General features: G+C 44.6%; 18 protein-coding genes. 6 read left to right on the top strand and 12 right to left on the bottom strand.

What is annotated here, in order from left to right; all coding sequences use genetic code 11:
• Window positions 1–30: 30 nt before the first annotated feature.
• On the top strand, window positions 31–1,209 hold the full coding sequence (gene prpF / locus GPUN_RS13160) for a 2-methylaconitate cis-trans isomerase PrpF (RefSeq protein ID WP_006007649.1): 1,179 nt from the start codon (window positions 31–33) through the stop codon (window positions 1,207–1,209).
• A 271-nt stretch (window positions 1,210–1,480) separates the two neighbouring features.
• Window positions 1,481–3,667 (top strand): 5-histidylcysteine sulfoxide synthase, encoded by a 2,187-nt coding sequence (ovoA, locus tag GPUN_RS13155; protein ID WP_006007646.1) that lies wholly within the window; start codon window positions 1,481–1,483, stop codon window positions 3,665–3,667.
• Here the strand turns inward: ovoA and GPUN_RS13150 are convergent.
• Window positions 3,642–4,754 (bottom strand): ADP-ribosylglycohydrolase family protein, encoded by a 1,113-nt coding sequence (locus GPUN_RS13150; RefSeq protein WP_040521203.1) that lies wholly within the window; start codon window positions 4,752–4,754, stop codon window positions 3,642–3,644. The two genes, ovoA and GPUN_RS13150, sit on opposite strands and share 26 nt — an antisense overlap.
• A 309-nt stretch (window positions 4,755–5,063) precedes the next feature.
• On the opposite strand from GPUN_RS13150, the gene GPUN_RS13145 reads away from it, so the two are divergent.
• Window positions 5,064–5,885: a M90 family metallopeptidase gene (locus tag GPUN_RS13145; RefSeq protein WP_006007640.1), complete on the top strand. Its 822-nt coding sequence runs from the start codon at window positions 5,064–5,066 to the stop codon at window positions 5,883–5,885.
• Between the two features lie 173 nt (window positions 5,886–6,058).
• Window positions 6,059–6,715, top strand: a complete 657-nt coding sequence (locus GPUN_RS13140; RefSeq protein WP_006007638.1) for a dUTP diphosphatase — start codon at window positions 6,059–6,061, stop codon at window positions 6,713–6,715.
• A 77-nt stretch (window positions 6,716–6,792) separates the two neighbouring features.
• Here the strand turns inward: GPUN_RS13140 and GPUN_RS13135 are convergent, their stop codons facing one another.
• The 8 genes from GPUN_RS13135 to rpe all read right to left on the bottom strand — a co-directional run bounded on the left by GPUN_RS13135 (window position 6,793) and on the right by rpe (window position 14,657).
• On the bottom strand, window positions 6,793–7,155 hold the full coding sequence (locus GPUN_RS13135; protein ID WP_006007636.1) for a DUF2750 domain-containing protein: 363 nt from the start codon (window positions 7,153–7,155) through the stop codon (window positions 6,793–6,795).
• A gap of 83 nt (window positions 7,156–7,238) precedes the next feature.
• Entirely contained in the window at window positions 7,239–8,045 is an 807-nt protein-coding gene (locus GPUN_RS13130; RefSeq protein WP_006007634.1) for a DUF1338 domain-containing protein, read from the bottom strand.
• An 81-nt stretch (window positions 8,046–8,126) separates the two neighbouring features.
• On the bottom strand, window positions 8,127–9,602 hold the full coding sequence (gene astD / locus GPUN_RS13125; protein WP_006007632.1) for a succinylglutamate-semialdehyde dehydrogenase: 1,476 nt from the start codon (window positions 9,600–9,602) through the stop codon (window positions 8,127–8,129).
• 13 nt (window positions 9,603–9,615) lie between these two features.
• Entirely contained in the window at window positions 9,616–10,668 is a 1,053-nt protein-coding gene (astA, locus tag GPUN_RS13120; RefSeq protein ID WP_040521157.1) for an arginine N-succinyltransferase, read from the bottom strand.
• A 10-nt stretch (window positions 10,669–10,678) separates the two neighbouring features.
• Window positions 10,679–11,902: an aspartate aminotransferase family protein gene (locus GPUN_RS13115; RefSeq protein ID WP_006007628.1), complete on the bottom strand. Its 1,224-nt coding sequence runs from the start codon at window positions 11,900–11,902 to the stop codon at window positions 10,679–10,681.
• A gap of 486 nt (window positions 11,903–12,388) precedes the next feature.
• Window positions 12,389–12,970 carry an anthranilate synthase component II gene (locus GPUN_RS13110; protein WP_006007626.1) on the bottom strand — a complete coding sequence of 194 codons (582 nt, stop codon included), beginning with the start codon at window positions 12,968–12,970 and terminating at the stop codon, window positions 12,389–12,391.
• A 1-nt stretch (window position 12,971) separates the two neighbouring features.
• Window positions 12,972–13,985, bottom strand: coding sequence for a tryptophan--tRNA ligase (gene trpS / locus GPUN_RS13105; protein WP_006007624.1), 1,014 nt, complete (start codon window positions 13,983–13,985; stop codon window positions 12,972–12,974).
• Between the two features lie 9 nt (window positions 13,986–13,994).
• The gene (rpe, locus tag GPUN_RS13100; RefSeq protein WP_006007622.1) at window positions 13,995–14,657 is read right to left on the bottom strand and encodes a ribulose-phosphate 3-epimerase; all 663 of its coding nucleotides are present in this window, start codon (window positions 14,655–14,657) and stop codon (window positions 13,995–13,997) included.
• 451 nt (window positions 14,658–15,108) lie between these two features.
• Here rpe and GPUN_RS13095 point away from each other — a divergent pair, with 451 nt between their 5' ends.
• Both GPUN_RS13095 and GPUN_RS13090 read left to right on the top strand, forming a co-directional pair.
• Complete coding sequence (locus GPUN_RS13095; RefSeq protein WP_006007620.1) at window positions 15,109–15,795, top strand: TorF family putative porin; 687 nt, start codon at window positions 15,109–15,111, stop codon at window positions 15,793–15,795.
• Between the two features lie 276 nt (window positions 15,796–16,071).
• Entirely contained in the window at window positions 16,072–16,269 is a 198-nt protein-coding gene (locus GPUN_RS13090) for a DUF2970 domain-containing protein (protein ID WP_006007618.1), read from the top strand.
• Between the two features lie 207 nt (window positions 16,270–16,476).
• Here GPUN_RS13090 and GPUN_RS13085 read toward each other — a convergent pair whose 3' ends face one another.
• From GPUN_RS13085 to aroB, 3 genes are all read right to left on the bottom strand, one after another.
• On the bottom strand, window positions 16,477–17,361 hold the full coding sequence (locus tag GPUN_RS13085) for a Dam family site-specific DNA-(adenine-N6)-methyltransferase (RefSeq protein ID WP_081483971.1): 885 nt from the start codon (window positions 17,359–17,361) through the stop codon (window positions 16,477–16,479).
• The gene (locus tag GPUN_RS14425; RefSeq protein WP_006007613.1) at window positions 17,321–17,488 is read right to left on the bottom strand and encodes an SPOR domain-containing protein; all 168 of its coding nucleotides are present in this window, start codon (window positions 17,486–17,488) and stop codon (window positions 17,321–17,323) included. The genes GPUN_RS13085 and GPUN_RS14425 overlap by 41 nt, the downstream gene beginning before the upstream one ends.
• 211 nt (window positions 17,489–17,699) lie before the next feature.
• Window positions 17,700–18,773 (bottom strand): 3-dehydroquinate synthase, encoded by a 1,074-nt coding sequence (gene aroB, locus GPUN_RS13080; protein ID WP_006007610.1) that lies wholly within the window; start codon window positions 18,771–18,773, stop codon window positions 17,700–17,702.
• Between the last annotated feature and the right edge of the window lie 20 nt (window positions 18,774–18,793).

The raw sequence follows: 18,793 nt of genomic DNA, 5'->3' as shown, positions 1-18,793 counted from the left end.
CGTCGCCTAGCAATTAGAAAAGGAAGTGTGATGTCTCATGTACCTCAGGTCAAAATACCCGCTACGTATATGCGCGGCGGCACATCAAAAGGTGTGTTCTTCAATCTGACAGACTTACCCAAACGCTGTCAGGTGCCAGGTGAAGCTCGCGACAAGATGTTACTGCGCGTCATTGGTAGCCCCGACCCGTACGGTAAGCACACCGACGGCATGGGCGGGGCAAGCTCAAGCACCAGCAAAACCGTCATTTTAGCTAAATCAGCGCAAGCAGATCACGACGTTGACTATTTGTTTGGTCAGGTAGCCATCGACAAAGCGTTCGTAGATTGGAGCGGAAACTGCGGAAATCTGACCGCGGCGGTAGGTGCATTCGCTATAAGTGCAGGATTAATTAATGCCGACAGGATCCCCGAAAATGGCATTTGCGAAGTGCGGATTTGGCAGCAAAATATCAGCAAAACAATTATTGTTCATGTGCCAATTACACAAAGCCAAGTGCAAGAAACCGGTGATTTTGAACTTGATGGCGTGACCTTTGCGGCCGCTGAAGTACAGGTAGACTTTGTTGCGCCGGTTGACCCAAGTGAAGCAATGTTCCCTACCGGTAATGTAGTGGATGATCTTGTGGTGCCAGATGTTGGCACATTTAAAGCAACCATGATAAGCGCTGGTATTCCCACGATATTTTTAAATGCAGATGAAATAGGCTATACAGGCACAGAACTGCAAGATGCCATAAACGGTGATGAAAAAGCACTAGCGCGCTTTGAAACAATTCGTGCCTATGGTGCGATAAAAATGGGCCTTATTAGTCATATTTCAGAAGCGGTGTCTCGCCAGCACACGCCGAAAGTTGCTTTTGTTGCGCCGCCCCAGCCTTATGTATCTTCAAGTGGCAAAGTTATTGCCGCCAATGAAATTGATTTACACGTAAGGGCACTATCGATGGGTAAGCTTCATCATGCCATGATGGGAACCGCCGCAGTTGCTATTGGCGCCGCAGCGGCGATTTCTGGCACATTGGTAAACATAGCGTCTGGCGGTGGTGAACGAAACTCAGTTACCTTTGGTCATCCATCGGGTAGCTTAAAAGTAGGCGCACACGCTATATGCACCAACGATAAGTGGACAGTCAAAAACGTCAGCATGAGCAGAAGCGCAAGAGTGTTAATGGAAGGCTGGGTAAGGATCCCTGAAGATTCTTTTTGAACGCTGTGTTCTATTACAGATTATCGCCTTCAATTATAAAATATTACAGCAGTTGGGTATGCTTGAAGGTGTAAGTGGGCAATTTACATTACACATGAATAAAGCTTAATGCAGATTTGTGCGTCGATGAGTTAGTATTACATTTGTATTCATCTATACTATTCGACCAAAATAATTTATAGCATTAATCATATTGCGTAATTTGCGTAAATCATCATCAGCTGACGCCACGTAATACAGCTTAAGAAAAAATAACGGAACATCTCTAAACATGACAGCACCTTTAAAAAACGCCGAAATAAAAGAAATGCCCTCTACCGAACCTCATCGAATGAAAGGCACCATGATGGATGGCGTGAAAGCCTTGCAAAGAACACCAGAACTCAAGGGCGGCACCCAAGCCGATAAGCGCACAGAAATAGCGTCTTACTTCACCAATACCTTTGACACTTACACAAGTCTTTTTGACTGCTTAGTAGATGACAACGCTTTTTACCAAAAGTCTATTGCGCTGCGCCATCCGCTCATTTTCTATTTTGGCCACACCGCCACTTTTTTCATCAATAAACTGTTACTTGCAAAGCTAATTCCTGAACGAATAGACGCACACATGGAATCAATCTTCGCAATAGGGGTTGATGAAATGAGTTGGGACGATTTAGACGACAAAAACTATGACTGGCCCAGCGTGCCTGAGGTAAGACAGTATCGTGCAAAGGTGCGCGCTAAAGTGCTCAACGTAATCAACACGCAAGCACTTAGCCTGCCTATTGACTGGGAAAGCCCATGGTGGCCAATTGTGATGGGTATTGAGCATGAGCGTATTCATCTTGAAACCTCATCTGTTTTAATTCGCCAACATGATCTTGCCAGAGTGCAGATACAGCCGCAATGGCCTGCATGTCCAGACACTTCAGACGCACCAAAAAACACCTTAATTACGGTGCCGGCTGGAGAAGTGAACATTGGCAAAGCATTTGACGATGCTTATTATGGCTGGGATAACGAATACGGCGAGCGCCGCACAGAAGTGGCTGAATTTAAAGCCAGCGAGTACTTGGTTAGCAACAACGAGTTTCTAGAATTTGTTGACGCTGGTGGCTATGAACAGGACAGCTTCTGGTCTGAGGAAGGTACGTCGTGGAAGCAGTTCACGAAGGCTAAACACCCGGCATTCTGGCGCTGGCATAAAGCGTGGCATTTACGTCTTATGACCCAAGAAATGCCAATGCCTTGGGATTGGCCAGCCGAGGTGAACTACCATGAAGCGAGCGCGTTTTGCGAATGGAAATCAGCGCAAATGGGTCAACAAATTCGCTTGCCCAGCGAAGATGAGTGGCATAGGCTATGTGCACACGCAAACGTAAAGGAAGTAGGCGTCGATGTTGCTAATGCCAATTTGCATCTAGATCATTACGCGTCGTCAACCCCGGTTAACCGCTTTAAACAGGGTGATTTCTATGATGTGGTGGGCAATGTGTGGCAGTGGACGCAAACACCAATTTATCCGCTTGATAACTTCAAAGTACACCCTTTATATGATGATTTCACCACGCCTACTTTTGACGGCCAGCACAATTTAATGAAAGGTGGTTCGTGGATTTCAGCCGGCAACGAAGCACGCCTTTCAGCGCGCTATGCTTTTAGACGACATTTTTCTCAACATGCAGGGTTTCGTTACATTGCGTCCGATGAAAAGGTCAACGATCCTAATCCCTACTATGAAAGTGATCGCTTACTTTCTGAGTATGCAGAGTTTCATTTTGGCGATACATGGTACGGCGTTGAGAACTTCCCTAAAGCACTGGCGGATATTGCGCTTGCGGCGAACAAGGGAAAGCCTGCGGGTAAAGCCTTAGATTTAGGCTGTGCCTGTGGCCGCGCAAGTTTTGAACTAGCACGTGAATTTGACAAGGTCGATGGCATTGACTTTTCTGCTAACTTTACGCGCTTAGGTGCGGTAATGGCAGAGCAGGGCGCGGTGCGCTACGCACTCACCGAAGAGGGCGAACTAGTTAGCTATCATACCCGTACACTGCAAGAATTAGGGTTAAAAGATTTTGCGCAGCGTGTGTCATTTCACCAAGGCGACGCGTGTAATTTAAAGCCCCAGTTTGCAGGCTATGACTTAGTATTGGCCGCAAATTTGATTGACCGTTTATACCAGCCAAGCGTGTTTTTAAAAGACATTGCTAAGCGCATTAACAGCGGGGGTTTGCTCATTCTTGCCTCTCCTTACACCTGGCTAGAAGAGCATACGCCAAAAGAAGAGTGGATAGGCGGCTATAAGAAAGACGGCGAAAATTACACCACCTTAGATGGCTTGAAAGACCAGCTTTCAAACCACTTTAGGCTAGTGAGTGAGCCTCAAAAGGTGCCCTTCGTTATTCGTGAAACCCAGCACAAGTTTCAACATACCTTGTCTGAACTGACTATTTGGGAGCGCTTGCCGCGCTAACTAGGGCGGTTATTTCTTGCTCAATGGCGCTGTGGTCTACTAATTGCGAAAACCAATTATTAGCCACAGCATCGCTTTGTAAGCCAAGCAATGTACCTAACACAGATCCACGGTGAACGTTGTCACCGCCCAAATTAGTATTCACTAAAAGCGCTTTGTAAGGGTCACTGTAATATTTGTAGGCTAAATACAATACTATCGGCCATGAGTCAGAAATATAGCAGGCGCGCGAAAATAAATGGCCGACAACCTGATGATCGGGCAGGTCACGTTTGATTAAACCGGGTAAATCTAAATTAGGCACGCCCTTACTTGCCTCTATTAGCAGGGCTTTAAAACCGCTCTCATCAACGCCCTCCAAAAGCCCGCAAAGTAAATTCACATAACGGTCGCAAACCTGCATTAGTGATTCATCCGGATGCGTTAGCGCCAAATGCTCTCTACAGGCAACCTGAATGTTTGAAGCAGCGCTGCCTTTTAGGTACTGTGAAAAGACCAGAGGCGCTATGGTAATTAACGCGCCAACCGAGGCAGTATCGTGTGTTAGCATGGCGCATTTTTCTGGCTTGCGCCCCTGTGCATAATTTGCAAAAAAACCACGATGATACGATTCAGCGTAAGTGTCGGGGTGAGCAGGCGGCTGTGCGGTCATAAAATCGATATAGGCGTTAACAAATGAACGGCGATCGTAATGACCGTTATCAGTTGCCAATGTACGCATTACTACACGTGCGCAATGGGCGTTTAAGGTGTTTTCACCGGCGCCCATGCCTTGATGATAATGCACATTGGGTGTATTCCAAAAAGAGGCTTTGTCTTTTAAAATAACATCACCCACCACCTCGACGTCTGCGGCAGAAGATGTATCACTTGATTGGCGTCCTCCTTTGCGTTTTGAATGCAAAGACATAATAGAAGAGGGATGATGTTTAGGGGCGGCTTCGAAACGCTGAATACCCCCGGGAAAAGCGAACTCAATTTCCATTGGTTGGTAATACCAGTGCACAGGCATTGCTAAGGCGTCAGCAATAAACTGAGTTTTAAGGGCGTTTGATACGCGTATTGATTGAGCAGAATTATGGTTCACTATATTACCTCTGTCACCTAGTACCAAAAAGTCAAAAGCCTGATGCTAAATATAATGTAACAGACGTTTAGCACTTTTTTGTCTTTAGTGTAAATTGCTTTTAAAAGAGGTAATGACAATAAACAATAAGCTTACTATATTCAACAAACAAGCAGATATTGCTTACCTTAGGCGTACGCGTGAGGAAACATGCGTCTATACTCCTTCAGCTACCACGGTTCTAGAAAACGCAAGCGCCGTATTAATAATGCTTGAAAAACGGCAAATTTGCCCCAACATTTAGCTTATACACAAGGCTAGAATTGAACAATGCTTTCCTATTTATTACCTCTTTTGCTTGGCTCGCTGTTTATTGCTTTTTTTGTTGGCAAGCCCTATTGGCGAGAATACAAAAGAGCTGAGGCAAAGCGTTTACCCTTTACTAAGCAGTGGCGTAAAATAATTCAGCAGCGCATGCCATATTTCAAAAAAATGCCGGCGCATCTGCAGCTACAATTGAAGCAGCATGTTCAAGTATTCTTGTCCGAAAAGCGTTTCATTGGTTACCACGGTATTCTTATTACAGACGAAATTAGGGTGACAATTGCCGCCCAAGCCTGCTTGTTACTGCTAAATCGAAACACCGATTATTACCCTAAATTGAGCACTATTTTGGTCTACCCGCGAGCGTTCGTGAAACAGCATAGCTCAGCAAGCTCTGATGGCGTGCACTTTAGTGAAAACGTCACGCTTGCCGGAGAGTCTTGGGGCTTTGGTAAAGTTGTGCTGTCATGGCAAGACACTCTAGATGGCGCTTACGATCCTAATGACGGGCACAATGTCGTGATTCACGAGTTTGCGCATCAGTTGGATCAAGAAAACGGCGCTGCCAACGGTGCGCCAATACTATCTAAAGGACAACGTTATGACACCTGGTCAAACGTATTGTCACTTGAATTTGAAAAGCTGAAACGCCAGGCTGCTCTTGGTCAACCCTCATTATTTGACTATTACGGCGCGACGAATCCCGCTGAGTTTTTTGCGGTTGCTAGCGAAGTGTTTTTTGAGAAGTCTGAAGCGCTTAAGTATGAGCATCCTGCGTTGTATGCGCAATTGTTTCGATACTATGGCGTTGATCCTGCCAGTTGGTAACACATAATGTATTTAGCATTTAGCATTTAGCCACAAGTATTGGTCAAAAATCAATGAGCAAAAAACGGCAGTGCTTAAGGCACGCTTGCCTAAAAAATAAGAACTGTTGTCAGGCTGTAAAAACGCTACAATATTGACTCATAATTTTATTACATTTGTGCAAAGGAAAACGCATGTTAAGCAGTACTCAACTCGCCACAATGCTGGCACTACAAGACGCCATGAACACAAAAGTTAACCCCCAGTGGCTTAGCGCAGGCTACAGCTATTTACGCGCAGCGTTAATTGAATCGGTAGAAGCTATTGATCATCATGGTTGGAAGTGGTGGAAAGCTCAAAATTGCGACTTAGCCCAGGTACAAATGGAACTGGTTGATATTTGGCACTTCGCGCTATCGCATATTATTATTGCGCATGACGGTGACATTCCAAAAGCAGCTAAAGAAATTGAAGTTGAACTACAGCACCTAAACCCTATAATCGTGTTTGACGGTGTAACATTTGATGTCTCCACAAATACCTTGGTGGAAAATTTAGAGTTAATGGCGGGTCTATGTGTGGTAAAACGGTTTGATATGCCGTTATTTGTGACCATAGTTGAACAAGCACAAATGACACCTACTATGTTGTTTGAGCAATACGTAGGCAAGAATATTTTGAATTTCTTTCGGCAAGATCACGGCTATAAAGAAGGTAGCTATAATAAGGTATGGCAAGGGCGAGAAGACAACGAGCATTTAGTAGAGATAATGGCACAGACTAACAGTACGACACAAGATTATGCTGACGTATTATACAAGGCGCTTGAGAAGCGATATTTAGCCAAGTAATGAATGCTGCCCTTGTGTGCTTTTGCGCAGGGCAACATTCACTCTAGCTACTGATATTGTAACTAGTACAATAAGCCTTACTTTTTGCGCAAGTCAGCGTCAAAGTCATCAGGAAATATAATTAAACCCTCTTCTTCAGGGTTTGGGAACACCGCAATATTGACATCGTCGCCCTGCAGTCCCAGGGTCCAGCGAGCTAGCCAGTCACTTACCGAAATAGCCATAGGGACACAATGTTCCCAATCGCCGGTAGCCCAGTGTTGGGCGAATGCTTGTGCTGGCCAAACCGGCACGCAGTCTTCATCTTCAGTGGTGAGAATGACACAACCGTCATCATCGTTTAGGATCCACAGTTGCTGATGCTGCTGCGCTTGCGATAGCAAGTAGGTATAGCGCTTATCTGCCGACATTTGCAATACTTCGTTAAAGCTTGGTGACATCTTATTTCCTTAAAATAAGTAAAAAGGCAAAGGTACTATTGATATATACACCCTTTTTACTGAGGTGAGTTGTTAAGCCGTCTTTACGATGCGTTAGTACTTTCAAATATTTTGTCGGCAGACGCCGCTACAAAGCCTTGATACAGCTCGCCACTTTGCATTGCATAACGCTGTGCAAATTCGTAAAAACAGCTGGGTAGGGTCATAGTAGTATCTGTAAACGCAACTTGAGCATGATCAGCCATAGTACTTGACTGCGCTAAACACACGTCTGCGCCGCCTTTTATTTCACCGCCCGACGCGTTTAGCTTAAATCCAGCGTGTTTGAGCATAGTATTTACATCTTCTAGCTCGTGGATGTCGCTTAAGTGGTTAATACTTACCGTGAAGTGATTTGCACGATAGCCCCACGCCAACATCCATGCAGCATACTCAGATTCTGCCAGCAAAGCTTTATACTCATCACTGCTTGCCTGCCAGTGTGTGCCTGAATATAAGAAATTATCTGCGTTTACGGCACTTGGCTTAATTTGTTCCACTATTCTATGAATAATCGACTGCGCCTGCTCGCTTAGCTGTGACACGCGTAATTCGCTTATAAACACTTTTGGTACGGTTGTGTCGGGGTGCTCTAAATGCACCGCGGTGAGCTTTTTAGCGACAAAATCGTAATCGCCCTTTTGCTCATAGCCAAGCGCTAGGAAGTGTGCAGCTAGTTTGTGCAGGTTGACCTTTTCTATGTCAAAGGTGCGCAGCGCGATATGGTCGTTAACGATATTGCGGGTAGCCGTTTTTTCAGCTAGTAAAGCATGTATTTTATGCGCCGATGGCGTTATGCTAATATAATCTTGCCATAAACCCGCAAATAAGTCTGAGACTGTTGTATGCATGATATTTCCTTACCTTTTGTTCTATGTGGGCTAACGCAGTAATTTTTGTTGATACTGCGTCAATGCAGCGCTATTTCACGACTATTCTAATATTAAGCCAGGGCTTAATGTAGCAGGCAGTGTTACTTTATCAAGCTCTACCGATGCAACGGGGTAGGCGCAGTAATCAGCCGCATAATAAGCGCTTGCCCTATGGTTGCCGCTGTCGCCTATGCCGCCAAAAGGCGCTGCACTGCTAGCACCAGTAATAGGCCTATTCCAGTTGACAATGCCTGCACGAATGCGCGGTAAAAAGTAGTCGTAATCGGCTTTGTCGTCACTTAGTAAACCGGCCGAAAGACCAAAGCGAGTAGCGTTAGCCAAAGCAATGGCTTCGTCTAGGTCGCTGTATCGAATGACTTTCAAAAGCGGTCCAAAATGCTCTTCATCGGCCATTGTTAGTGCAATACTGGTTACATCAACAATGCCTGGCGATACAAAGCCTGTGTTGTTGTCAATGTGCTCCATCGTTACTAAGGCCGTAGCGCCTTGTGCAATTAATTTGTCCTGCGCCGCTACCATAGCCGCCGCCGCTGATGCTGATATCATCGCGCCCATGAAAGGTTGCTCTGCGGCGTCGTAATGCCCTGGGATCAATTTTTTAGTGGCGATAACAAGCTTGTTAATGAGTGCATCGCCGTATTCACCTTTTGGCACTAATAGCTTGCGTGCACAAGTGCAGCGCTGACCGCTGGTAATAAAAGCCGATTGAATAATGTCGTGAACTGCGCCTAAGATATGCGCCACTTTGGTCACGATTAATGCATTATTGCCGCCCATTTCTAGGGCCAAAATTTTGCCGGGCTTGCCTGCATATTGTGCATGTAAGAGCTTGCCCGTGGTAGCGCTACCGGTAAAAAACAAACCGTCTATTTGATCACTAGCGGCAAGTGCTTTGCCTGTGTCCACTTGACCTTGCACCAGGTTTAATACTCCCTTGGGTAAGCCTGATTTATGCCACAAGGTCAGCATAAACTCAGCCACCAGCGGGGTTAAATCACTTGGCTTAAATACCACAGTATTGCCAGCAAGCAAGGCAGGCACTATATGCCCGTTAGGCAGGTGGCCTGGAAAATTATAAGGGCCAAATACCGCTACCACACCGTGCGGGCGATGACGCAATATGGCTTTACCTGCGGGCATTGGATTTTCCACGGTGCCCGTTCGTTCATGATAGGCTTTTTCAGAAATAGCGATTTTACCGATCATTGCGCCTATTTCTGTGGCCGTTTCCCACTGGGGTTTACCCGTTTCTTTGGCAATAATATGCGCAAATTCTGTTTTGTACTCAGCAAGTAACTCGGCAAAGCGCTTAACAATTTTGAGGCGATCTTCAAATGACAACTGCGACCACTGGATAAATGCATTTCGGGCAGCTGAAATGGCAGCATCTACTTGTTCAGCCGAGGCCGCATTACCCGACCATACCACCGCATTTTTTGCGGGATCCACAGAGCTCATTTGCTGGCCTTTACCATCTAGCCATTGACCATTAATATAATGTGTATTTTGAGACATGTAGCGCTCCTACTTATGTGCGGGATGTGAAATGTGTGCTTGCATAGCGAATGGTATCGCCGTGACATATTTGTAAAGTATCAGCAAGTGCCTGGCTTATCAAAACGGTATGCGTGTCTTGTGAAATATCGAGTGATTTAAGTTGACCGACACAGCCGCGAAATCCTGCAATTTTAGTGTTTATAATGAAGTAATTTTCTAGCAAAGTAATATCCAATGTGGGCGATATCTGCACCGTTGCTTCTTTGCTTATGCGCACGGTATCAATATTCGCTATGTCAGCTTCCATTGTGGGTCCGGCGTCAAAAATATCAACATATCCACGAAACCTAAAGCCCTCTTGCTCAAGCAGCCTAAGCGCGGGACGCGTTTTTTCATGTACCTTGCCGATGCTGGCTTGGGCCTCTTTTGATAATAAATTGACGTAAATAGGGTACTTCGGCATTAGCTCAGCAATAAATACTTTGTTGCCAATGCCTGTTAGATAGTCTGCGGTAGGAAAATCGACTGAGAAAAAGTGGGTTTCTAGCCATTCCCAAAACGGAGACCTACCCGCTTCATCTGATATGCCGCGCATTTCTGCGATAACAATGTCTGCAAATCTATGCTGATGCTGGGCCATAAATAAGAAGCGAAATTTTGACAGCAGCCTACCTGCGAGGCCTTCTCGCGCGTCTTCTTGTAAAAACAGGGTGCATATTTCGCTCACGCCGGTGTAGTCGTTACAAAACGTCAGTATTTCGACTGAATTATGAACACCAAGCTCGCGTGATGCATGCACCACCTTACCTACATGATAGTGGTAGAAGGCATCTTGTGTGCCAACGGTAGCCTCAATACCAGAAGTGCCGACGACTTTACCGGTTTGTGTGTCTTCCATTACAAATAAATAGCTCTGCTGCCCGGGAGACTTTGGATTTGACACAAAGGCACTTTGCGCTGCGGCAATTTTCTTTTTGAGCAGCGTTTCGTTCACCGGCAAAGACGTAAAGCCTATGCCGGATTCTTGGGAAATCCTGTATAGCGCAGAATAATCGCTTTCCCTGATGGGGCGAATGACCAGCATATAGTCGTCTCTATTTTGTAAGCGCAACTGGTTGGGCAACAAGTCCAGCGATACCGCGCTCAAACTTCTCTAAGCCCTCAATAATATCCTTATCAGGAATTACTAAAGAGGGCGCAAAGCGCACCACGTTCATGCCCGCTACTAAGCACATTAGGCCTTCGTTAGTGGCCGCTACCATAAAGTCTTTTGCGCGGCCTTTGTATTGTTCATTTAGCGCACACCCTAAGAGCATGCCTTTTCCACGAATTTCTTCAAACACATGATACTTTGCGTTTATTCTATTTAGGTGCTCTCTAAATAGCGCTTCTTTGTGCGCAACGCCGTCAAGCACTTGTGGTGTGTTTACCACATCAAATACGGCTTCTGCTACCGCGCATGCAAGCGGGTTTCCGCCATATGTACTGCCATGTGTGCCCGGTTTTAGATGTTCAGCAATAGCTGCTGTGGTCAGCATTGCGCCAATTGGAAAACCGCCGCCAAGTGATTTTGCGGTGGTAAGAATATCAGGCCTTACACCCAAATTCATATATTCAAATAGCTTACCCGTGCGCCCCATACCCGACTGTACTTCATCAAAAATTAACAGGGCGTGGTGCTTATCGCAAAGTTCACGAACGCCTTTAACAAAGGCAGGGTCGGGCACAATAATGCCGCCTTCACCTTGTAATGGCTCCATCATAATGGCACATGTTTTGTCAGACATCATGCTGGCTAGCATGTCTAAGTTGCCAAATTCGCAGTGCAAAATATCGCCTGGTTTTGGACCAAAGCCGTCAGAGTAAGCAGGCTGCCCGCCTACTGTTACCGTAAAGAATGTGCGCCCGTGAAAGCCTTGTTTAAACGCTATAATTTCACTGCGCTGTGTGCCGTGCATTTCGAGGGCAAAGCGTCTGGCTAGCTTCAGTGCAGCCTCATTTGCTTCGGCACCTGAATTGGCAAAATATACTTTATCGGCAAACGTGGCGTCGGTTAGTTTTTTGGCTAAACGCAATGCGGGTTCATTCGTGAACACATTGCTTAAGTGCCACAATTTATTGCCTTGGCTAATAAGTGCTTGCGTAAGGGCGGGGTGACAGTGCCCTAATACGTTCACAGCAATACCACCGGCAAAATCAATAAACTCGTTGTCGTGCTGGTCCCAAACACGTGAACCTTCACCTCTTACAGGCACCATGTCTGCAGGGTTATAATTGGGAACCATTACGTCATTGAATGTGTCACGAGTTACTTGCATGTTGATACCTCACTGGTGTTAATTATTACTTTGTAAACCGAAGCTGTCCACGCCTATAAAATCGTGGATGTACTGGTGTAAAAAGCGAACATAGCGTAAAAAGCCATGCTGGAGTATGCCAGAAATTGAAGCGAAAGTCGCTATGGTTTCTGCTCTGAAAACCTTTACTTTAAGGGATCTTGGCCAGTTTTTCGGAATTACTGCATAACTATAAAAGCAGTTTTTAACTGGGTATCGTCGAAGTAATCAGCGGGCTTAATAATATAAGCCATATGTTAATTGGAGAGCGCCTAATGAATAACCCAGTGCTGTCAAAAAAGATGAAATAAAAGAACAACATTACTATTACATAAGTATTCAATAAATATGCAGTAAAGAGTGTAAAGTTTTGTATAAGGACTTGCCGGTTTTATCAATTGTGCCAGCGATGTTATATTTGTCAGCTAATTGCAAAAAAACTATGTTGCGAGTGTAAATCCAACCTTATTACCCTTTCTTAATAAAATTATGTAATACCAAATGCCCATGCTCAGTTAGCAACGATTCAGGGTGAAACTGAAGTCCGTAAAGCTTTAACTGTGTATCCTCTATCGCCATTATTTCTTCAATGCCTTTAGTATTGCATGTAGCGGTAATATTGAAATTGCTACTAAGCGTGTTTTTATCAATTAAGAGTGAGTGATAGCGTGTCACCATAAAGCGTGATGGACACTGCTCAAACAACACTGAAGCCTTGTCTAAAACACGTAAACGTGACGTTTTGCCATGTTTAATATGCACCGCTTGAACAATATTAGCGCCATAAACTTGTGCAATTGCTTGATGGCCTAAACACACACCTAATATTGGCACTTTCCCTGCAAAATGCTTTATTGCCGCCAAACAAATACCCGACTCGTTTGGTGTGCAAGGCCCCGGTGATAGAACCAGATGCGAAAAGTCCATAAGCGCAAGATCGTCAATTGTGTGGCTATCATTTTTGACAACTTTCACAAGGTGGCCTAGCTCTTCAAAATACCGTGCTAGGTTATAGGTGAAAGAATCATAATTATCGATGATAAGTACCATGTTAAGCCCGCGGTATAAACCCTACAGCTTTGTACACCTTAGCGAGTGTCTCGGACGCTTTTTCGCGAGCTTTAGCACTTCCTTGATGCATAACCTCATGTAAATAAGGCAAATCTTGACGAATTCTTGCATATTCGCTTTGAATGGGCTTTACCAGGTTCACAACCGACTCCGCTACGTCACCTTTTAAGTGACCATACATCTTGTCTGTATATTGCCCAACGAGGCTGTCAATGCTGTTGCCGCTCGTCGCGCTAAGCAGTGAGAGCAGGTTAGAAACACCCGGTTTTTCGGCCACATCATAATAAATATTAGCTTGCTCGTCGCTGTCAGTAACGGCGCGCTTAATTTTTTTAGTCAGTATTTTGGGGTCTTCTAACAGGCCAATTACATTGTTAGTGTTTGGATCTGACTTTGACATCTTTTTGTTTGGTTCTTGTAAGCTCATGACTCTGGCGCCATCTTTGGGAATACAAGGTTCAGGAAGAGTAAACACATCACCGTAAATATTGTTGAAGCGGGTTGCGACGTCGCGCGTTAGCTCAAGATGCTGTTTTTGATCTTCACCTACCGGCACTTCGTTAGCCTGATAAACTAAAATATCGGCCGCTTGTAACACAGGGTAAGCATATAAGCCTACATTGACGTTTGACTGATTTTTTTGTGACTTATCCTTAAACTGGGTCATGCGATTAAGCTCACCCATTTGCGTATAGCAGTTAAGCACCCAGCTTAGCTGTGCGTGCTCTGGCACATGCGACTGCATAAATATAGTACTTTTGTTTGGGTCAATACCGCAGGCCAAATAAAGCGCAAGTCCGTCTAGGCATGCTTGGTTTAATTCTGCCGGGTTCTGTCTTAAGGTAATGGCGTGCAGGTCTACAATCATATACAAACAATCATGTGTGGCCTGCATGGCGACCCATTGGCGTAGTGCGCCTAAATAATTACCTAATGTAAGTTGCCCTGAAGGCTGACATCCGCTAAGTACGATCGGTTTCGTTGAACTGCTCACTGAATATTCCTATTTAAATTGTTGCGTTAAATCAGCTATGGCTTTTTTATAGTCGCGTTGACCGAAGATAGCGCTGCCGGCTACAAACATGTCGGCGCCAGCTAAATATACGTCTTTTATGGTGTCTTTGTTAATGCCGCCGTCTACCTGAATACGGGTGCTTAATCCCATTTCATCTATGATTGATTTTAAATGCGCTGTTTTTTCAACGGTGCCGGGAATGAATTTTTGGCCACCAAAACCTGGGTTAACCGACATTAGTAAAACGTAGTCAAGCTTTTCTAAAACGTAATCGAGTACGCTTAATGATGTTGCCGGATTAAGCACTAAGCCTGCTTTACAACCGTGCTGTTTAATGAGCTCAATACTTCTGTCTACGTGTAAAGCCGCTTCTGGATGAAAGCTAATCATACTAGCCCCGGCTTTGGCAAAGGCTTCAATCATTGAGTCAACCGGCGATACCATTAAATGCACGTCTATATCGGCTGTTATGCCATAGTTGCGAAGCGCCGAACATATGGTGGGGCCGAAGGTTAAATTGGGCACATAATGATTGTCCATTACGTCGAAATGAACGATGTCAGCGCCAGCGCTTAACACACTGTCGACTTCTTCTCCTAACTTTGCGAAATCGGCAGACAAAATGGAGGGGGCTATTAATGGTTTATGCATGAGTCGGTCACGTATCGTCTAAAAAACCATAGTTTACCGTATTTTTAGCGCAAAATTCACTTCTAATACAAAAAGCTTTTATTTTTCTTGTGCGGTATAACAGCCTGTTTACTTTGCGCCTGCTCTAAAATGGTGAGGCTGTTGCAAAATAGTGCATAAACCAGGCGTCTATGGCTGTTTTACTGCTTTTTGTGGCTACTATGAATACGCGCAGGTAGGGTCTTATTTGTCACTATCCCTTTGTAACTATTAGATATTTTTATGGTTTTTGAAGCGGGTATCAAGTTCGCCTTATGTTTGGCACTGCTATTGCTAAATACAAGGCGTATGTACCCTTAGCGCGCCTACATTATTAAGTAAAGACGCTTCATCACACTATTAGTGCATACACTATTAAAATCAACGACGTAAAGTCTTTTAATCACTATTCAGCAAAGCATGGGGAACACACATGAAACAGTTAACTAAGATATCGTTGATAGCAGCGGCCTTGTCTCCGACATTATTTGTCAGCCAATCAGCACTTGCCGAGGTAAGCGCTAACATAGGGGCTACCACCAACTATATTTGGCGTGGTGTTAGTCAAAGCTCAGATGCGGCCTCCGTTTCAGGCGGCATTGACTATGCTGCCGATAGCGGATTTTATGCCGGTACATGGGTCGGTTCTTTAGGCGATAGCGATTCTGGGTTTAATGGCACAGAGACCGACTTTTATTTAGGCTTTGGCGGTGAAGTTGCGGGTTTTACTTACGACATCGGTTATATTTATTATCTATACACTGAGTTAGATGACAGTAACTTTGGTGAAATTTACGTCAACGCTGGTTTTGGAAACTTCGGGGTAGGCGCAGCGTATACAGTGAATAGCGAGGTAGACGAAGGCGCCGGTTTTGAAGGCGGTGACATTTATTATAGCATTAGCTACGGTGGTATCGCGTTGGGCAATGAGTTTGAACTCGCGCTAAGTGCTGGCCTTTATACATTTGATTCAGACGGTAGTGAGAACGATTACAATTATTCCCACGTTCAGGCTGATATATCCAAAGGCGATTTTGCGTTTTCGATTGTTAAAGCACAAGAGAGTGCGTTTGCAGATGAAGATATAAAATTTGTTGCTAGCTGGTCAACAAGTTTTTAATCTAGCTTATTCTATAGGCAACGTTCACCACTGCAGCAAGGTTAATTTGGGCCAACGTTGCAATCCTGCGGCGCAATTTAGCCGCTTATTGATGGTTCTCTTTGCATATTTTGAACGTTGATCAGCGGACGTGGTTTGTGCTGAACTAGTATATTTTTGTTTTTACGGTAAACTTAAATACTGTTAGTAAATGCACAGTATTTAAAGTAAAAGTGATAGGCGCTTTGATCCAGTGCATTTTCACTATTTAGATTTATTGGAGTTAATGTCTCGCAAATGAGTACTACCAAAGATTGGCTGGCGGTTGTACAAAGTGTAATGGCGGGGTTGCTTGGGGTACAATCGCAGCGTAAATATGTTGAAGACGCTAACGCAACTTCCTTCGTGCCCTTCGTTGTGGTGGGCGTAATAATGGTTATTGTGCTTATCTTGTCTATCTGGTTTGGCGTTAGTTTACTGCTACCAAATACCTAGGTGGCTATAGTTAGCTGCTATGACCTGCTATGACCTGCTAGAAAAATCTTTAATTCTTCATAACGTACCGCTCTGGACATCAAAAAGCCCTGAGTAAAGTCGCAGCCCAGTGCCCTTAACTGCGCGACTTGCGCCTCAGTTTTTGCGCCTTTCGCAACGATGGGCACAGATGAACCATGCTCAAGACATAGCCTTGGCTGTCACGCTTTACGCTTGGCCTTTATAAAGTGCAATCAATTCGGCGCAAGGTTTTCTGGTATTGCCTTTGCAGCTAATACTGCGCGCAACGCTTAATTTAACGATTTTATTAGCGGTGGCGTATATTGCTCGGGTTTGTGGTAGGTTATTATTTGAAATTATAGTGGTTATCCCCATTTTTTGAGCCTGTAGCGCGCAGTCAACCAGCCTTTGCTGATCATCCCAAGAAAAACCTTTACCGGAATACGCGGTAAAGCTCGCGGTTTCATTAATGGGTGTATAAGGAGGATCGCAATACACAATATCGCCTTTACAAGCCTGTTCGAAGGCCAATGAAAAGTCGCCTGAAAAAAATTGCGCAGCTTGAGCCTTAGCTGAAAAATCGTCTATTTCTGCGTGGGGAAAGTAAGGTTTTTTATACTGACCAAAAGGGACGTTGTAGCCACCTTTCGAATTATATCTACATAAGCCGTTAAAACCATAGCGGTTTAGGTATAAAAAAAGAGCACTTCTGCGAAGGGACTTGCTCGTTTTGTTAAACTCTTCTCTAAGTGCGTAGTATTGCTTGCTGATGTTATTGCTTGGAACAAACAAAGCTTGGCTAGCGTTTACAAACGCTTCTGGCGTTTCGCGAATATGCGTGAAGAAATTAATAAGATCTGGATTGCTATCCGCTAAGAGGTATTCATTGAAAGGGAGGTTCAAAAACACGGAGCCACCGCCCACGAAAGGCTCGATAAGCCTACCACGATCATTCTTTGGGAGCAGCTTGGCTATGTCAACGACCAGCTTACGTTTTCCACCTGCCCACTTTAAAGGAGACTTAACTAAATTTAAGGGGGCTTTACTAGCGCTAGTAAATTTCTTGCTGGATTTGGTTAATACTTTTGGCAAAAGGCTGCGCTTCCTTTACATCTGCCGGCATGCTATGCAATTGCTTAAGTGGCGTTTCAATAGAGCCAAACGCCTCTTTGTACAACACCACAAACCATGAACCACCATAGCGCTGGGTTTTGTACACCCAGGTTGAAGCCTTCAGATTGTTATTATTAAGATAATTCTCTAGCACCGCTGGACTTTGAATACCAAGGAGTTGCAGCAAGACAGAATAGTTAGGCAAAGACAGTAGTGTAGTTTCATCAAACTTATAGTCAATAGCAGAACTAGAAACTGTTTGCGTTTGTCGCCTAGTGACATGCTAATCTTTAAGGTCTGTTGTAATTCAGTTCTGTTTAGTTAAGTAGCTCACTAAGCTGTGCTTGCGTTACATCACTGACCACTTGCGCATTGCCAATCCCAATAGGAAGGATAAATCGCATAGTGCCACTTAACACCTTTTTATCTCGCTGCATGTGCGTAATATAATCTTGGGCGCTCATATTAGCAGGCCCTGTAAGAGGTAAGTCGAAATATCCCAAAATGTTAGACACCTGTCGTAATTCTGACCTTAGCATTTGATTACGCATTGCAGATAATTTACAGGCAAGGATAGTGCCAGCAGCTACTGCTTCTCCATGAAGCCAGTTACCATAGCCCATTTGAGCTTCAATAGCGTGACCAAAGGTGTGTCCTAAATTCAATAAGGCGCGTATGCCATGTTCTTTTTCGTCTTGATTAACAATGTCGGCTTTTATTTGGCAGCAGCGCGCAATCATGGTGCTTAATGCCTTTGGCTCTTGTTGCTTTATATCGGCCTTATGGGTGTTTAACCACTTGAAAAAAGTACTGTCATAAATTATGCCGTATTTAATGACCTCTGCCATTCCCGCCGCAAACTCTTTTTGTGGCAGTGATTGCAGTGTAGTAGGATCGATAACAACGGCTTTTGGCTGATAAAATGCGCCAATCATATTTTTACCCAGCGGGTGATTAACCGCTGTTTTGCCGCCCACAGATGAATCTACCTGCGAAAGTAGGGTGGTGGGTATTTGGATAAAATCGATACCGCGCTGATAGCAGGCTGCAACAAATCCACTTAAATCACCAATGACACCGCCGCCTAAGGCTATAATACAGGCATCTCTAGAGATTCTGTCCTGCAATAAGTGCGTCATTATTAGTTCAAAACTAGCAAGCGTTTTAGTGGCTTCGCCGTCGGCTAAAATAATGTGTGTTATGTTTTTGTTGGCGCCGCTTAAGGTGTTCATCAAGGTTTTAAGGTAAAGTGGCGCAACCACGTCATTGGTGATGATAACAACTTGTTTACCGCTTATTGCATCCAGTAGAAAGCCGGCGTTTTGCAGACTGCCGGCTTGTATTGCAATGGGGTAACTGCGCTCACCAAGGTCAACTAGTATGCTTGGCATGTAAGGATCCTTTGGGTGTT

Source organism: Glaciecola punicea ACAM 611 (assembly GCF_000252165.1).
Taxonomy (GTDB): Bacteria; Pseudomonadota; Gammaproteobacteria; order Enterobacterales; family Alteromonadaceae; genus Glaciecola; species Glaciecola punicea.
Note: the sequence above shows the minus strand (reverse complement) of the source record. Positions and strands in the feature narration are given on the sequence as shown.

Excerpts from the sequence above, each read along its gene's own strand:
- GPUN_RS13140 (WP_006007638.1), top strand. The coding sequence starts at position 6,059 with ATGTTAAGCAGTACTCAACTCGCCACAATGCTGGCACTACAAGACGCC.
- prpF (WP_006007649.1), top strand. The coding sequence starts at position 31 with ATGTCTCATGTACCTCAGGTCAAAATACCCGCTACGTATATGCGCGGC.
- ovoA (WP_006007646.1), top strand. The coding sequence starts at position 1,481 with ATGACAGCACCTTTAAAAAACGCCGAAATAAAAGAAATGCCCTCTACC.
- GPUN_RS13095 (WP_006007620.1), top strand. The coding sequence starts at position 15,109 with ATGAAACAGTTAACTAAGATATCGTTGATAGCAGCGGCCTTGTCTCCG.
- GPUN_RS13130 (WP_006007634.1), bottom strand. The coding sequence starts at position 8,045 with ATGCATACAACAGTCTCAGACTTATTTGCGGGTTTATGGCAAGATTAT.
- GPUN_RS13090 (WP_006007618.1), top strand. The coding sequence starts at position 16,072 with ATGAGTACTACCAAAGATTGGCTGGCGGTTGTACAAAGTGTAATGGCG.
- astD (WP_006007632.1), bottom strand. The coding sequence starts at position 9,602 with ATGTCTCAAAATACACATTATATTAATGGTCAATGGCTAGATGGTAAA.
- GPUN_RS13145 (WP_006007640.1), top strand. The coding sequence starts at position 5,064 with ATGCTTTCCTATTTATTACCTCTTTTGCTTGGCTCGCTGTTTATTGCT.
- rpe (WP_006007622.1), bottom strand. The coding sequence starts at position 14,657 with ATGCATAAACCATTAATAGCCCCCTCCATTTTGTCTGCCGATTTCGCA.
- GPUN_RS13110 (WP_006007626.1), bottom strand. The coding sequence starts at position 12,970 with ATGGTACTTATCATCGATAATTATGATTCTTTCACCTATAACCTAGCA.
- aroB (WP_006007610.1), bottom strand. The coding sequence starts at position 18,773 with ATGCCAAGCATACTAGTTGACCTTGGTGAGCGCAGTTACCCCATTGCA.
- GPUN_RS13135 (WP_006007636.1), bottom strand. The coding sequence starts at position 7,155 with ATGTCACCAAGCTTTAACGAAGTATTGCAAATGTCGGCAGATAAGCGC.
- astA (WP_040521157.1), bottom strand. The coding sequence starts at position 10,668 with ATGCTGGTCATTCGCCCCATCAGGGAAAGCGATTATTCTGCGCTATAC.
- GPUN_RS13115 (WP_006007628.1), bottom strand. The coding sequence starts at position 11,902 with ATGCAAGTAACTCGTGACACATTCAATGACGTAATGGTTCCCAATTAT.